The organism is Rhizobium sp. SAFR-030, from assembly GCF_059415005.1.
On sequence record NZ_JBPFDO010000003.1, the window covers coordinates 578,717 to 592,172 of the forward strand.

At 64.1% G+C, this 13,456-nt stretch carries 13 protein-coding genes; 5 read left to right on the plus strand and 8 right to left on the minus strand.

Annotation, left to right across the window (positions count from 1 at the left end):
* The first annotated feature begins 106 nt into the window (after positions 1 to 106).
* Entirely contained in the window at positions 107 to 763 is a 657-nt protein-coding gene (locus ACR65N_RS12270; protein WP_430303691.1) for an invasion associated locus B family protein, read from the plus strand.
* A gap of 103 nt (positions 764 to 866) precedes the next feature.
* Here ACR65N_RS12270 and hspQ read toward each other — a convergent pair whose 3' ends face one another.
* The 4 genes from hspQ to ACR65N_RS12290 form a co-directional block, all read right to left on the minus strand.
* Positions 867 to 1,196 carry a heat shock protein HspQ gene (gene hspQ, locus ACR65N_RS12275; RefSeq protein WP_430303690.1) on the minus strand — a complete coding sequence of 110 codons (330 nt, stop codon included), beginning with the start codon at positions 1,194 to 1,196 and terminating at the stop codon, positions 867 to 869.
* 98 nt (positions 1,197 to 1,294) lie between these two features.
* Entirely contained in the window at positions 1,295 to 2,218 is a 924-nt protein-coding gene (locus tag ACR65N_RS12280) for a DMT family transporter (protein ID WP_440457223.1), read from the minus strand.
* Between the two features lie 146 nt (positions 2,219 to 2,364).
* Positions 2,365 to 3,774, minus strand: a complete 1,410-nt coding sequence (glnA, locus tag ACR65N_RS12285; protein WP_430303688.1) for a type I glutamate--ammonia ligase — start codon at positions 3,772 to 3,774, stop codon at positions 2,365 to 2,367.
* Between the two features lie 64 nt (positions 3,775 to 3,838).
* Complete coding sequence (locus tag ACR65N_RS12290) at positions 3,839 to 4,177, minus strand: P-II family nitrogen regulator (RefSeq protein ID WP_430303687.1); 339 nt, start codon at positions 4,175 to 4,177, stop codon at positions 3,839 to 3,841.
* 327 nt (positions 4,178 to 4,504) lie between these two features.
* On the opposite strand from ACR65N_RS12290, the gene ACR65N_RS12295 reads away from it, so the two are divergent.
* Positions 4,505 to 5,983: an NAD(P)H-hydrate dehydratase gene (locus ACR65N_RS12295; RefSeq protein ID WP_440457337.1), complete on the plus strand. Its 1,479-nt coding sequence runs from the start codon at positions 4,505 to 4,507 to the stop codon at positions 5,981 to 5,983.
* Here ACR65N_RS12295 and ACR65N_RS12300 read toward each other — a convergent pair.
* Positions 5,980 to 6,786, minus strand: coding sequence for a DUF72 domain-containing protein (locus ACR65N_RS12300; protein WP_440457224.1), 807 nt, complete (start codon positions 6,784 to 6,786; stop codon positions 5,980 to 5,982). The two genes, ACR65N_RS12295 and ACR65N_RS12300, sit on opposite strands and share 4 nt — an antisense overlap.
* 66 nt (positions 6,787 to 6,852) lie before the next feature.
* Between ACR65N_RS12300 and ACR65N_RS12305 the strand changes: the two genes are divergently transcribed.
* Positions 6,853 to 7,134 carry a type II toxin-antitoxin system Phd/YefM family antitoxin gene (locus ACR65N_RS12305; RefSeq protein WP_440457225.1) on the plus strand — a complete coding sequence of 94 codons (282 nt, stop codon included), beginning with the start codon at positions 6,853 to 6,855 and terminating at the stop codon, positions 7,132 to 7,134.
* Positions 7,131 to 7,517 carry a type II toxin-antitoxin system VapC family toxin gene (locus ACR65N_RS12310; protein ID WP_440457226.1) on the plus strand — a complete coding sequence of 129 codons (387 nt, stop codon included), beginning with the start codon at positions 7,131 to 7,133 and terminating at the stop codon, positions 7,515 to 7,517. The genes ACR65N_RS12305 and ACR65N_RS12310 overlap by 4 nt, the downstream gene beginning before the upstream one ends.
* Positions 7,518 to 7,524: 7 nt before the next feature.
* Here ACR65N_RS12310 and uvrA read toward each other — a convergent pair whose 3' ends face one another.
* Positions 7,525 to 10,446 carry an excinuclease ABC subunit UvrA gene (uvrA, locus tag ACR65N_RS12315; RefSeq protein WP_440457227.1) on the minus strand — a complete coding sequence of 974 codons (2,922 nt, stop codon included), beginning with the start codon at positions 10,444 to 10,446 and terminating at the stop codon, positions 7,525 to 7,527.
* Between the two features lie 266 nt (positions 10,447 to 10,712).
* On the opposite strand from uvrA, the gene ACR65N_RS12320 reads away from it, so the two are divergent.
* Positions 10,713 to 11,264, plus strand: a complete 552-nt coding sequence (locus tag ACR65N_RS12320; RefSeq protein ID WP_430303682.1) for a single-stranded DNA-binding protein — start codon at positions 10,713 to 10,715, stop codon at positions 11,262 to 11,264.
* A gap of 113 nt (positions 11,265 to 11,377) precedes the next feature.
* Here ACR65N_RS12320 and ACR65N_RS12325 read toward each other — a convergent pair whose 3' ends face one another.
* Both ACR65N_RS12325 and ACR65N_RS12330 read right to left on the minus strand, forming a co-directional pair.
* Complete coding sequence (locus tag ACR65N_RS12325) at positions 11,378 to 12,607, minus strand: HPP family protein (RefSeq protein ID WP_440457228.1); 1,230 nt, start codon at positions 12,605 to 12,607, stop codon at positions 11,378 to 11,380.
* A 50-nt stretch (positions 12,608 to 12,657) separates the two neighbouring features.
* Complete coding sequence (locus ACR65N_RS12330) at positions 12,658 to 13,287, minus strand: MarC family protein (protein WP_430303680.1); 630 nt, start codon at positions 13,285 to 13,287, stop codon at positions 12,658 to 12,660.
* Between the last annotated feature and the right edge of the window lie 169 nt (positions 13,288 to 13,456).

A 13,456-nucleotide genomic window follows, 5' to 3' on the forward strand; every position in this document is an offset into this window, starting at 1 on the left:
GGTCATTCAATTGCCTCATTTGAACGACAGGTGGTTCGACACGACCCCCGGTACGGAGCGGTAGATACCGCTTCTTCCCACCGCTTTCAGGAGACGGATTTTCGGTATGATGCTTACGGCAAACAAGGTTCTGCGGACGGCCCTGTCCGCCCTCGCACTCTCGATCGGCGCAGCGCCTGTGGCCGCTCTGGCACAGCAGCAGCAGCAGCCGCCGCAGGGTGCCGGCGCAACGCCTGGCGCACCGCCGCTCGGCTGGTTCAAGACCTGCGACAAGCAGGACGAAAGCGACGTCTGTGCTGTCCAGAACGTGCTTCTGTCGCAGAACGGCCAGCTGATCACGGCCGTCGGCCTGATCACCGTCGAGGGCAAGGTCAACCGCAAGATCATGCAGGTTTCCGTGCCTTCCGCACGCCTGATCCCGCCGGGCATCATGATGCAGATCGACGGCGGCAAGGGCCAGAAGCTCGACTACGTGCTCTGCATTCCGGATCGCTGCACGGCTGAACTGCCGCTCACCGACCCGATGATCGCCAGCCTCAAGAAGGGTGGCGAGGTGATCTTCACCTCCGTCAACTTCCGCCGCGCGCCGAACCCGATCAAGGTTTCGCTGAACGGCTTCACCGGCGTCTTCGACGGCCAGCCGATCTCGCAGTCGCAGCTCGCGGAAAGCCAGCGCAGCCTGCAGGAAAGCATGCAGAAGAAGGCTGAAGAGGCACGCAAGAAGCTCGAAGACGCGCAGAACGCCGCCAAGGCCAATCCGTAATCGCTTCGTCTCTTTCGACGGAACTCATAAGAAAAGGACGCCGGCGACGGCGTCCTTTTTGATTCGGCGGTGGATCTTACGAAGACACTGGCGGCATGACGCCTCAGTGGGCGAGGATTGCCTTCGGCTTCAGCTGGCCCGAAGGCTGCTTGTCGAAGATCTGGAAGACGTGCGGGCTCTTCAGCGGCTCGCCGCTTTCGTCATGCACGAGGTTCTGCTCCGAGACGTAGGCGACATAGGAGGTGTCGTCGTTCTCGGCCAGCAGGTGGTAGAAGGGCTGATCCTTGCTGGGGCGGATTTCGGCCGGGATCGCGTTCCACCATTCCTCGGTATTGGCGAACTCGGGGTCCACGTCGAACACGATTCCCCGGAACGGAAAGACCTTGTGGCGGACGACTTCGCCGATCGTGAATTTTGCGTTTCGTTGTTTCATGGAGCGAACTTCCTTTCGCATTTCCATGTGGGAATTCATCAAACCGACATCAAGAGGCAGTGGTTGCGTCCGGTCGGGCCCGCGGCCGGAGCGCCGCTTCAGGCCGTCTTTGCCGGCCGACGGACCGGCGCGGTGGCGAGCACCACCCCGCCGGTGACCAGCAGGATGCCGGCAGCGTGATAGGGCTCGAATGTCTCGCCGAGGAAGACGACGGCAAGGACGATCGACACGGGCGGCATGAGATAGAGGGTGACGCCGGCCTTGGCCGGCCCGAAGACGCGCACCGCGTGCTGGAAGCAGTAGAACGCCGCCAGCGAGGCAAAGACGATGATACCGGCAAGCTTCATCCAGTCGCTGGTGCTGTCGGGCAGCGGTGCACCGGCGAAGAACTCGATGACGGCCGGTGGAAACAGGACGATGGCGCCGGAGGCGGCCAGCAGTCCGAACAGCGACAGGGGCGCCAGATCCCGGGCAGCCGGATTGCGCAGCAGCATGGAATAGAGAGCGAAGGCAATGGCGGCGATGAGGATGCCGAAATCGCCGATGCTGAAGGTGAGGTGACGCAACGCGTCCGGGTCGCCCTTCAGGACGATCGCCGTGACACCGGCGAACGCGACGAGCATGCCGAGGATTTCCCGCATGACCAGCGACCGCCCCTGGAACAGCCACTGGAAGAGGATGATGAACAGCGACGACGTGGTGTAGATCAGCGTGGCGTTCGACGCGGTGGTGAGCGTCAGGGCCCAGTAGACGAAGCCGCCGCAGATGCCCATGCCGAGGATGCCGAGCGACAGCCAGAGGACCGGGTGATGGCGCACAAAGGCATAGCAGGCGCGGCGATCACCCCAGATGAACGGCAGGATGATCAGCGTCGCGCCGGCCCAGCGCAGAAACGCCGTGATGAAAGGGCCGATATCGCCGGTGATGCCGCGGCCGAAGACGAGGTTGGAGGAGAAGAACACCGGCGCGCCGAGGAAAAGCAGCCAGTCGAGCGGACGCGGAGCACCGGATTTGTCTGTCATGCAAGGAACCAACTGTGCGACCGGCCGCGGATGCGGCAGGTGGAGGCGAACGCTTGAGCTGCGGCCATGGTGGACGCGAGCCCGGAACGAAAACACCGGCAGGACGAGCCTGCCGGTGCGAAGTGATTGCTGTGCTGCGGACCTGATCAGGTCGAGTAGTACATGTCGAACTCGACCGGATGCGGGGTCATCTCGTAGCGCATGACTTCCTGCATCTTCAGTTCGATGTAGGCGTCGATCTGGTCGTCGTCGAACACGCCGCCGGCGGTCAGGAACTTCCGGTCGCGATCCAGATTTTCCAGCGCCTCGCGCAGCGAGCCGCAGACGGTCGGGATCTTCTTCAGCTCCTTCGGCGGCAGGTCGTAGAGATCCTTGTCCATGGCCTTGCCGGGATGGATCTTGTTCTTGATGCCGTCGAGGCCGGCCATCAGCATGGCGGCGAAGGCGAGGTAGGGATTGGCCGTCGGATCCGGGAAACGGACTTCGACGCGCTTCGACTTCGGGCCGGTGCCGAACGGGATACGGCAGGAGGCAGACCGGTTGCGGGCCGAATAGGCGAGCAGCACGGGTGCTTCGTAGCCCGGGACGAGGCGCTTGTAGGAATTGGTCGTCGGGTTGGTGAAGGCGTTGATCGCCTTGGCGTGCTTGATGATGCCGCCGATATAGTAGAGGCAGCTTTCCGACAGACCGGCATATTCGTCGCCGGCAAAGGTCGGCTTGCCGTCCTTCCAGATCGACTGGTGGACATGCATGCCCGAGCCGTTGTCGCCATAGATCGGCTTCGGCATGAAGGTCGCCGTCTTGCCGTAGGCGTTGGCGACCTGGTGGACGACGTATTTGTAGATCTGGATCTTGTCGGCGTTGCGCACCAGCGTATCGAACTTGACGCCGAGCTCATGCTGGGCCGAGGCCACCTCGTGGTGATGCTTTTCGACGACGACGCCCATTTCGGTGAGCACGGTCAGCATTTCCGAGCGCATGTCCTGCAGGCTGTCGACCGGCGGAACCGGGAAATAGCCGCCCTTGACGCGCGGACGGTGGCCGAGATTGCCGGTTTCGTAATCGGTGTCGTCGTTCGACGGCAGCTCGGACGAATCCAGCTTGAAGCCGGTGTTGTAGGGATCGGCCTTGTACTTGACGTCGTCGAAGACGAAGAATTCCGGCTCGGGGCCGACGAACACGGTGTCGCCGATACCGGATGCCTTCAGATAGGCTTCGGCCTTCTTGGCGGTGCCGCGCGGATCGCGGTTGTAGGCCTCGCCGGAGATCGGGTCGAGGATGTCGCACATGACGACCATGGTCGACTGGGCAAAGAACGGGTCCATGTGAACTGTTGCCGGATCCGGCATCAGCACCATGTCGGACTCGTTGATGGCCTTCCAGCCACCGATCGACGAGCCGTCGAACATGACGCCGTCGGCGAACATGTCTTCATCGACAGCCACGACGTCCATGGTGACGTGCTGGAGCTTGCCCTTGGGGTCGGTGAAGCGCAGATCGACGAACTTTACGTCGTTCTCCTTGATCTGTTTCATGATGTCGCTTGCGGTCGTCATGGGTTCTCCCTTGGTATTGAAACTGAGGTTTGGCGCCCGGTTCTATGCAGCCGGGCTTAGTTGGTCAGACGGCGTCTACGCCCGTCTCGCCGGTCCGGATGCGGACGACTTCCTCGACGTTCGATACGAATATCTTGCCGTCTCCGATGCGTCCAGTCTGGGCGGCATTGCGGATCGCGTCGATGACGGCATCGACGTTCTCGTCGGCGAGGACGACTTCGACCTTCACCTTCGGTAGGAAATCGACGACGTATTCGGCGCCGCGATAGAGTTCAGTGTGACCCTTCTGGCGACCGAAACCCTTGGCTTCGGTGACCGTGATACCCTGCAGTCCGACCTCTTGAAGCGCTTCCTTCACTTCGTCCAGCTTGAAAGGCTTGATGATCGCTTCGATCTTTTTCATGAGAAAATATTTCTCCGCTTCTCCCTTGGCAGCAGGCGTTCCGCCCGCTGGCCGTCATTATGCAGGTATCGTGCCAGACCCGGAAACGGTCCGGCCATCAACATTTCAGCGCGCCGACCGTCTTCGGACTTGATCCTCGCCCCGGATTGCAGGCTATGGTTTCCGCAGCCGGGTGGCAAGCAAAAGGACAGGGGTGGCGGAAGCTCCTCCGCATTTTTGTGAGCGGTTCGTGATGGGCACTTTATTTGAGCAGATGCCATATGCTTAGGCATTGATGTCGTTCTGTTTCTTCAAGTGGACGGCGGCTGTGAAGGGTGAATGAATTCCATGCCAGCAAATGCGACAATTCTGCTCACTCCGGACGAGATGGCTGCCGCCGACAAGGCTGCCGCAGCCTCCGGCCTTTCGTCGTTCGGACTGATGCTGCAGGCCGGTCAGGCAGTGGCGGCCAGCGCCCTTGCCCACTGGCCCGGGGCCATCCGCTATGCGGTGCTCTGCGGCCCGGGAAACAATGGCGGCGACGGCTACGTGGCCGCCCGGGCGCTTGCCGATGCCGGAGCAACGGTTGCCGTCTTTACGCTCGGCGATCCGGCGGCGCTGAAGGACGATGCGCGGCAGGCGTTCGATCTTTGCCCGGTCACCGTCCAGCCTATCGGAGACTACCAGCCGCAACCGGGAGATCTGGTCATCGACGGGCTGTTCGGCGCCGGGCTGTCGCGGTCCGTGCCGCCGGTGGTGGCGGAGGTGATCGACGCGGTTGCCAAGGCCGGCCTGCCGGTGCTGGCGATCGACCTGCCATCCGGCGTCTGCGGACGTCGTGGGCAGGTTCTCGGGGCCGCGTTCCAGGCCAGCCGGACGATTACCTTCATGGCCCGCAAGCCCGGTCACCTGCTAATGCCGGGGCGGACGCTTGCCGGAGATGTAGAGGTCTTCGACATCGGCATACCGGCGCGCATCCTGACGGCCGCAGCCGGAGATATCCGGGTGAACGACCCGGCCATCTGGCAGCCGGCGCTGCCGGTTCTCGGCAGCGAAACCCACAAGTTCCGGCGCGGACATCTCGTCGTGTTCAGCGGCAGCGCCTCGCACACCGGTGCGGCGCGACTGTCGGCGGCAGCCGGGCTCAGTGCCGGGGCCGGTCTGGTGACCGTTGCAGCGCCCGCCGATGCCATGCCGGTGCAGGCGGCAGCCCTGACCGCAGTGATGCTGCGGCAGGTGGACGACGCAGACCAACTTGTCGACTGGATGAGCGCCGGCAAGCTCTCGGCTTTCGTTATCGGCCCGGGCTTTGGCATCGGCGAGAAGGCGCGGCGCTATGTGGAGGCGGTGGCCGTCAAGCCGGTCGTCGTCGATGCCGATGCGATCACCTCATTTTCTGAGGCGCCCGAGGCGTTGTTTGGACTATTCACGCAAGGCCCGACGCGGCTGGTGCTCACGCCGCACGAAGGCGAGTTCGGGCGCCTGTTCCCGGACCTTGCCGGAGACGAGACGCTGGGCAAGGTGGAGAAGGCTGCGGCCGCGGCGAAACGCGCCCATGCGGCGGTCGTATACAAGGGGGCAGATACGGTGATCTCGGCGCCGGACGGACGGGTGCTGATCAACGAGAACGCGCCGCCCTGGCTTGCGACCGCCGGGTCGGGCGACGTGCTGGCCGGCATCATCGGCGCGTTGCTGGCGCAGGGCGTGCCGGCCTTCGAGGCCGCCGCCGCAGGGGTCTATCTGCATGGTGCTGCGGCCGGCCGGGCAGGGCTCGGCATGACGGCGGAGGATCTCGTGAGGCACATCGCGCCGCCGACGGCTCTCTAGCCGTCCAGCTTTGCCTTCAACAGCCGCGCGCCGTTCGGTGCATTGACCTTGCCGCCGTGAATGAAGAAGGCGAACACATCGCGCGGCTTTGCCTCGACCTTGCGGTCCGGCGCAAGGAGCGGCAGGTCCTTCGGCGCACCGCCGGCCGCATAGGTCTCGAAGCGCTTCGACCAGGCCTCGATGTCGGCTTCCGGATAGCAGGTCGGCGTGTCGTCCGCCCCCTTCTGCAGCCGCGCGTAGACGAAATCCGACGTGACGTCGGCGAACATCGGATAATCCGGGTGATCGGCGCAGACGGCGGCGATGCCGCGCTTGGCCAGCATCTCGACGAAATCCGGTGTGCAGAAGCTCTCGTGGCGCGGCTCCACCACGTGGCGGAGCGGCTGGCCGTTCAGCGTCGTCGGCAACAGGTCGAGAAAGGCCTCGAAATCATCGGGCTCGAATTTCTTGGTGCCCATGAACTGCCAGAGGATCGGTCCGAGATGCGGCCCCAGTTCGGCAATGCCCTGGTCGAGAAACTTGTCGATCGACGGCCCGGCTTCGGCGAGGATCTTGCGATTGGTGCAGTAGCGGCTGGCCTTCAGCGAAAAGACGAAATCCTCCGGCACCTCGGCGGCCCACTTGGCGAAGGTCGCCGGCTTCTGGCTTGAATAATAGGTGCCGTTGACCTCGATTGCCGTCAGTTCGCGGCTGGCAAATTCCAGCTGGTGCCGCTTCGGCAGCTTGTCGGGATAGAACGAGCCCTCCCAGGCATCGAACGTCCAGCCGCCGATGCCGGTGCGGATGGTGCCGGATTTGATCATGAAAGCCTCCCGTTGAGATGAACCGATGAAATCTGTAGAGTGATCAGCAGAGCCGGAGCGCCGCCGATGACCGTGATCCGCATTCCCGAAGCCGATACCGAACTGTCCAAGCTTCTCGACCGGGTGGAAGCCGGCGAGGAGATCGTGCTTGTGCGCGGCGATGCGCCGGTTGCCAGACTGGTGCCGGTCGAAACCGAACAGGCGACACCGCGCGACGTACGACGCCCCGGTGCTCTGGCGCATCTGCGGGACAAACTTCCCGCCAACCTTTTTCTCGAGCCGATGTCGCAAGACGAGCTTGATGCCTGGGAGGGCAAGTATTCATTCCCCGGCGACAACGGCGAATGAAGCTGCTGCTCGACACGCACGCCCTGGTATGGTGGCTTTTCAACGATCGACGCCTCGGCTCGCGAAGCCGCGAGCTGATCGGTGACCGAAGCAACGAGGTTGCGGTCAGCACGATCTCCGCCTTCGAGATCGCTACCAAACACCGGATCGGCAAATGGCCCGAAGTCGAGGCCATTGCGAGCGACTTTGCGGCTTTGGTCGCTGCAGAAGATTTTCGTATCCTCCCGGTGGATCATGCGCACGCGCTCCTCGCCGGGCGGTTTCCGCTGAGCCACAAGGACCCTTTTGACCGGATCATCGCAGCACAGAGCCGACTCGAAGGTATGACCCTCGTCACCACAGACGCGGCTTTCCAGGGCTTTGATGTCACTGTCGTCTGGTGACGGCGGATTACTCCGCCGCCTGAACCTTCTTCAGCGGCCGCCGCTCCAGCAGTTCCTTGAGAAACTGCCCGGTATAGGACCGCTTTTCCTTGACCACCTGCTCCGGCGTTCCGGCCGCGACGATCTCGCCGCCGCCGGTGCCGCCCTCGGGACCGATGTCGATGATGTAGTCGGCGGTCTTGATGACTTCGAGATTGTGCTCGATGACCACCACCGAATTGCCCTGGCTGACCAGTTCGTGCAGCATTTCCAACAGTTTGGCGACGTCGTGGAAGTGCAGGCCGGTGGTCGGCTCGTCGAGGATGTAGAGCGTCCGGCCCGTCGAACGTTTCGACAGTTCCTTGGCCAGCTTGACACGCTGCGCCTCGCCGCCCGACAGCGTGTTGGCCTGCTGGCCGACCTTGATGTAGCCGAGGCCGACCTCGAACAGCGCCTGCAGCTTGTCGCGCACGGCCGGAACCGCCGAGAAGAACTCGACACCTTCCTCGACCGTCATGTCCAGCACGTCGGCGATCGACTTGCCCTTGAAGGTAACGTCGAGCGTCTCGCGGTTGTAGCGCTTGCCGTGGCAGACGTCACAGGTCACGTAGACGTCCGGCAGGAAGTGCATCTCGATCTTGATCACGCCGTCGCCCTGGCAGGCCTCGCAACGGCCGCCCTTGACGTTGAACGAGAAGCGGCCCGGCTGGTAGCCGCGCGCCTTGGCTTCCGGCAGTCCGGAAAACCAGTCGCGGATCGGGGTGAAGGCGCCGGTATAGGTCGCCGGGTTGGAGCGCGGCGTGCGGCCGATCGGCGACTGGTCGATGTCGATGACCTTGTCGATGAACTCGAAGCCGTCGATGCGATCGTGCGGGGCGGGGATCTCGCGCGCACCCATGACGCGCCGGGCGGCCGCCTTGTAGAGCGTTTCGATGAGGAAGGTCGACTTGCCGCCGCCGGAGACGCCGGTGACGGCCGTGAAGACGCCGAGCGGTACGGCCGCCGTGACGTTCCGCAGATTGTTGCCGCGGGCACCGACGACCTTGATCTCCTTGCCCTTCTGGGGCTTGCGCCGCTCCGCCGGAACGGCAACGCCCAGCTCGCCGGAGAGATACTTGCCGGTCAGAGATTTCGGGTTGGCCATGACCTGCTGCGGCGTGCCTTCGGCGATCACTTCACCGCCGTGGATGCCGGCTGCCGGCCCGATGTCGACGACATAGTCGGCCGTCAGGATGGCATCCTCGTCATGCTCGACGACCAGCACCGTGTTGCCGATGTCGCGCAGATGCTTCAGCGTATCGAGCAGGCGGGCATTGTCGCGCTGGTGGAGGCCGATCGACGGCTCGTCGAGCACGTAGAGCACGCCCGTCAGGCCCGAGCCGATCTGCGAGGCCAGCCGGATGCGCTGGCTCTCGCCGCCGGACAGCGTGCCGGAGCTGCGCGACAGGCTGAGATAGTCGAGCCCGACATCGTTGAGGAACCGCAGCCGGTCGCGGATCTCCTTCAGGATGCGCACGGCGATCTCGTTCTGCTTGGCGTTCAGCCGCTCCGGCAGGTTTTCGAACCAGTCGCGCGCCATCCTGATCGACATCTCGGTGACGTTGCCGATGTGCAGTTTGTCGATCTTGACGGCGAGGGCTTCCGGCTTCAGGCGATAGCCGTTGCAGGCCGGGCAGGGCGCCGCCGACATGTAGCGCTCGATTTCCTCGCGCGCCCAGGCGCTGTCGGTTTCCTTCCAGCGACGCTCGAGGTTCGGGACGATGCCTTCGAAGGTCTTCGTCGTCTTGTAGGAGCGCGCGCCGTCGGCGTAGTGGAACTCGATCTTGTCCTCGGTGCCATGCAGGATTGCGTCCTGCGCCGCCTTGGACAGTTTTGACCAGCGGTCGGTGAGCTTGAAGCCGTAGACCTTACCGAGCCCGTCGAGCGTCTGGTTGTAGTAGGGCGAGGTGGATTTCGCCCAGGGCGCCAGCGCGCCGTCCTTCAGTGTCCGCTCCGGTTCGGGAACGATCAGCGCCTGGTCAACCTTCTGCTGGGCGCCCAGACCATCGCAGGTCGGGCAGGCACCAAACGGGTTGTTGAAGGAGAACAGGCGCGGCTCGATCTCCGGAATGGTGAAGCCCGATACGGGGCAGGCGAACTTTTCGGAAAACAGCACCCGCTCGTGGGTCTCGTTCAGCGACTTGTTGGCAGAACCGCCGGCCGCGGTTTCTTCCGCCGGAAGCGGCTTGTCGGCGAACTCGGCGACCGCCAGTCCGTCGGCGAGCTTCAGGCACGTCTCCAGGCTGTCGGCAAGCCGGGCGCCGATATCGTCGCGCACCACGACGCGGTCGACCACCACGTCGATGTCGTGCTTGTACTTCTTGTCGAGCGCCGGCACCTCGGCGATCTCGTAGAACTGGCCGTCGACCTTGACCCGCTGAAAGCCCTTCTTCATCAGGTCGGCGAGTTCCTTCTTGTACTCGCCCTTGCGGCCACGCACCATCGGCGCGAGGATGTAGAGGCGGGTACCCTCGCCAAGCGCCAGCACCCGGTCGACCATCTGGCTGACCGTCTGGCTCTCGATCGGAAGCCCGGTGGCCGGAGAGTAGGGAACGCCGACGCGGGCAAACAGCAGGCGCATGTAGTCGTAGATCTCGGTGACCGTGCCGACCGTCGAGCGCGGGTTCTTCGAGGTCGTCTTCTGTTCGATCGAGATTGCCGGAGACAGGCCGTCGATCTGGTCGACGTCCGGCTTCTGCATCATTTCCAGGAACTGCCGGGCATAGGCCGACAGGCTTTCCACGTAGCGGCGCTGGCCTTCCGCATAGATCGTATCGAAGGCGAGCGACGATTTTCCGGACCCTGACAGCCCGGTCATGACGATCAGGCTGTTGCGGGGCAGGTCGAGGTCTATGCCTTTGAGATTATGCTCGCGTGCGCCGCGAATGGAAATCGTCTTGAGTTCGCTCATCTGATAAAAGCTCTTCGGGAGGACAAGCCCCTTATGTAGTCATTCGACCGCCGCTGTCGAGGCGAAGCTTGAGGCTTCGTCCGGCAGCCGACTCACGACCACGCACCGGGGTGTTGACAGGATCATAGGCGAACACTAGAACAAATAAAGAACAAATTTGCCTGTGGATTGTTCACGCTCCGCGACCTGAGCGGGGCGCCAATGGTTTACTGTGGTGGGACACGGAAATTTCAGACGCCGCGTGCGGCGGCAGACAAGGTGAGACAATGGCTGGAAGCGTCAACAAGGTTATTCTGATCGGCAATCTCGGGGCAGATCCGGAAATCCGGCGCACCCAGGACGGTCGGCCGATCGCCAACCTTCGCATCGCAACGTCGGAAAGCTGGCGGGACAAGAACAGCGGCGAGCGCAAGGAAAAGACCGAGTGGCACACGGTCGTCATCTTTAACGAAGGCCTGTGCAAGGTCGCCGAACAGTACCTGAAGAAGGGCTCGACGGTTTACATCGAGGGCGCCTTGCAGACGCGCAAGTGGCAGGACCAGACCGGCAATGATCGCTATTCCACGGAAGTGGTGCTGCAGGGCTTCAACTCGACGCTGACCATGCTCGGCGGACGCGGCGACGGCCAGGGTGGCGGTGCTGGCTTCGGCGGCGGCGCGCGTGGCGGTGCCTCATCCGGCGGCGATTTCGGCGGCGGCTACGGTGACGACTACGATCGTCCGCCGGCAGCATCGGGACGTGGCGGCGCTGGCCCGGCCGGCGGCGGCAATGCCGGTGGCGGTTTCTCGCGCGACCTGGACGACGACATCCCGTTCTGAGCCCGGCTTAACATACGATATCTCGAACGGCCGGGCGCTTTGCGTCCGGCCGTCTGCATTTGAAGAGGTTGCCTCTCAGAGCGCTCCTGTCAGGAACGGCTGAAGCGAAGCGGTCATGGGCCGTCGTCGAGCACCGGCTGCGCGGTCTCTGTCTCCGGCCGGTCGGCCAGCATCGCCACGAGCGCATCCGACTGAGACAGGATGCCGGCCAGCCGGCCATCGGCATCGACGACAGGAAGATGGTGCAGTCCCTGTTCGGCAAAGACCACGATCGCGTCGCCGAGGGGCGTCTCCGGTCGCACCGTCCTCACCTGCGTCGTCATGATGTCGGTCACAGTGCCGCCGGCAGCGCCGGTGCCGGTGCCAGCACGTTGAAGCCGCCCGAACATGCCTGTTTTCGGGGTGGCGGCGATCCAGTCCGGGTGGTCGAGCAGATCGCTCTGGGTGACAATGCCGACGACTTTCGCCTGCTCGTCAGTGACCGGCATCGCATGGAACCGGTGATGGCGCATCAGCGCGTTCGCCGTGGTAATGCTTGTCCCGCGGGTGAGGGCCACCACGTCCCGCGACATGACGCTGGCGCAGTCCAGATGCACCGCACGACGCCGGTAGGAGCGCAGTTCGGTGCGCCGCAGGATCGTCTCCAGATCCTCCCGGTCGATGTCGAACAGCATGTCGTAGTCCCGCAGCACCGCGTCGAGATCGGCAGAGGTGAAGCCGATCCGCTGCAGCGGTTTCGGATCGGCCGTCAGATGCTCGGGTCCCGGCGGCGTCACTGCCTTGGGATAGGGGTGACGCATCAGTCTGTGGAAGCAGATGGCAGACGCCAGCAGCAGGGCCGAGTTGCCGGCCACCGGCCAGAGCGCAAACCAGAAGCCCATATCGTGGATCGCCTGGCCGCCGAGTACCGCCGTCAGGGCGATCGCGCCGCCGGGTGGGTGGAGGCAGCGGCAGGCCGACATGGCGGCGATCGCAAAGCCGATCGCCAAGGCCGCAGCCGTTACCGGATCCGCTACCAGCGACGCGACGATGACGCCGACGAGCGCGGAGACGGTATTGCCGCCGACAATCGACCAGGGACGCGCCAGTGGACTGGCTGGCACGGCAAACAACAGCACGGCGGAGGCACCCATCGGTGCGATCAGGGCGGGCACGATGAACTGCGCGTCGGCGGCGCGTGCCGCCAGAAACAGGCCGGCAAGCCCGGTCAGCAGGATGCCAATCGCTGCACCAGACGGCGCGCGGATGCGTTCGCGGAGGCTGAGCGGCATGGCGTTCGGCAGGATCTGCCTGAGATTCTGCAGCAGTCGGGCAGGGGCGGGGCGGCGGTCGGGCGAGGGCATGAGGCGTCCGGGAAGCAGGTTGCAGGAGGTGGGAGGATAAAGGACTGGGGCTAGAGGCCGAAGGCCGAGCGCGTGCCGTCGATGACGAACTGGACCGAGAGGGCTGCCAGCAGCACGCCGAGCAGGCGCGTCAGAAGCGCACGGCCGGTGACGCCGAGAAACCGGTCCAGCCGGTCGGCGACCATCAGCGCCGCGAGAACGGTTGCCATGGCGCAGGCGAGCATGACGATCAGCAGCGCACGGTCGAAGGGTTCGGCGAACGAACCGGCGAGCAGCACGGTGGCCGAGATGGCGCCAGGCCCGGCGATCAGCGGCAGAGCCAGCGGGAAGACGGCGATGTTCTGGATGTGGTCGATGGTGATGGCCGCCTTCGACGTCTCCTCCTTGCGGTCGTTGCGCTTCTCGAAGATCATCTCGAAGGCGATCCAGAATAGCAGCAGCCCACCGGCAATGCGGAAGGCGCCCATCGAGATGCCGAGCAGCGACAGGATGCCGGCGCCGAACAGGGCGAAGGCGGTGAGGATGCCGAAGGCGATCAGCGAGCCGCGCCATGCGACCTGGCGGCGCGTCGCCCGGTCGAGACCGGCGGTCAGTCCGAGGAAGATCGGCGCCAGTCCCGGCGGGTCGAGCGTGACCAGCAGCGTGGTGAACGCGCTCATGATGATTTCGCCGGTCGCCATGCCCGATTGTCCTTCCAGTGTCTCCGCTTGCGGCGGCCCTGCAACATTGTTAGGACACACCGGCGGCCGAGAAAAGTTCCCAAACGGCAGCTTGTTTCATTTCGCCACCCGGCAAGACGTAAAAGCCTGTTCAAAACCCGCCGCAAAAATGGTGTTCGAACGGCTGTTC

Coding starts and splice junctions, on each gene's coding strand:
- ACR65N_RS12270 (WP_430303691.1), top strand. CDS start 107: ATGATGCTTACGGCAAACAAGGTTCTGCGGACGGCCCTGTCCGCCCTC.
- hspQ (WP_430303690.1), bottom strand. CDS start 1,196: ATGAAACAACGAAACGCAAAATTCACGATCGGCGAAGTCGTCCGCCAC.
- ACR65N_RS12280 (WP_440457223.1), bottom strand. CDS start 2,218: ATGACAGACAAATCCGGTGCTCCGCGTCCGCTCGACTGGCTGCTTTTC.
- glnA (WP_430303688.1), bottom strand. CDS start 3,774: ATGACGACCGCAAGCGACATCATGAAACAGATCAAGGAGAACGACGTA.
- ACR65N_RS12290 (WP_430303687.1), bottom strand. CDS start 4,177: ATGAAAAAGATCGAAGCGATCATCAAGCCTTTCAAGCTGGACGAAGTG.
- ACR65N_RS12295 (WP_440457337.1), top strand. CDS start 4,505: ATGCCAGCAAATGCGACAATTCTGCTCACTCCGGACGAGATGGCTGCC.
- ACR65N_RS12300 (WP_440457224.1), bottom strand. CDS start 6,786: ATGATCAAATCCGGCACCATCCGCACCGGCATCGGCGGCTGGACGTTC.
- ACR65N_RS12305 (WP_440457225.1), top strand. CDS start 6,853: ATGACCGTGATCCGCATTCCCGAAGCCGATACCGAACTGTCCAAGCTT.
- ACR65N_RS12310 (WP_440457226.1), top strand. CDS start 7,131: ATGAAGCTGCTGCTCGACACGCACGCCCTGGTATGGTGGCTTTTCAAC.
- uvrA (WP_440457227.1), bottom strand. CDS start 10,446: ATGAGCGAACTCAAGACGATTTCCATTCGCGGCGCACGCGAGCATAAT.
- ACR65N_RS12320 (WP_430303682.1), top strand. CDS start 10,713: ATGGCTGGAAGCGTCAACAAGGTTATTCTGATCGGCAATCTCGGGGCA.
- ACR65N_RS12325 (WP_440457228.1), bottom strand. CDS start 12,607: ATGCCCTCGCCCGACCGCCGCCCCGCCCCTGCCCGACTGCTGCAGAAT.
- ACR65N_RS12330 (WP_430303680.1), bottom strand. CDS start 13,287: ATGGCGACCGGCGAAATCATCATGAGCGCGTTCACCACGCTGCTGGTC.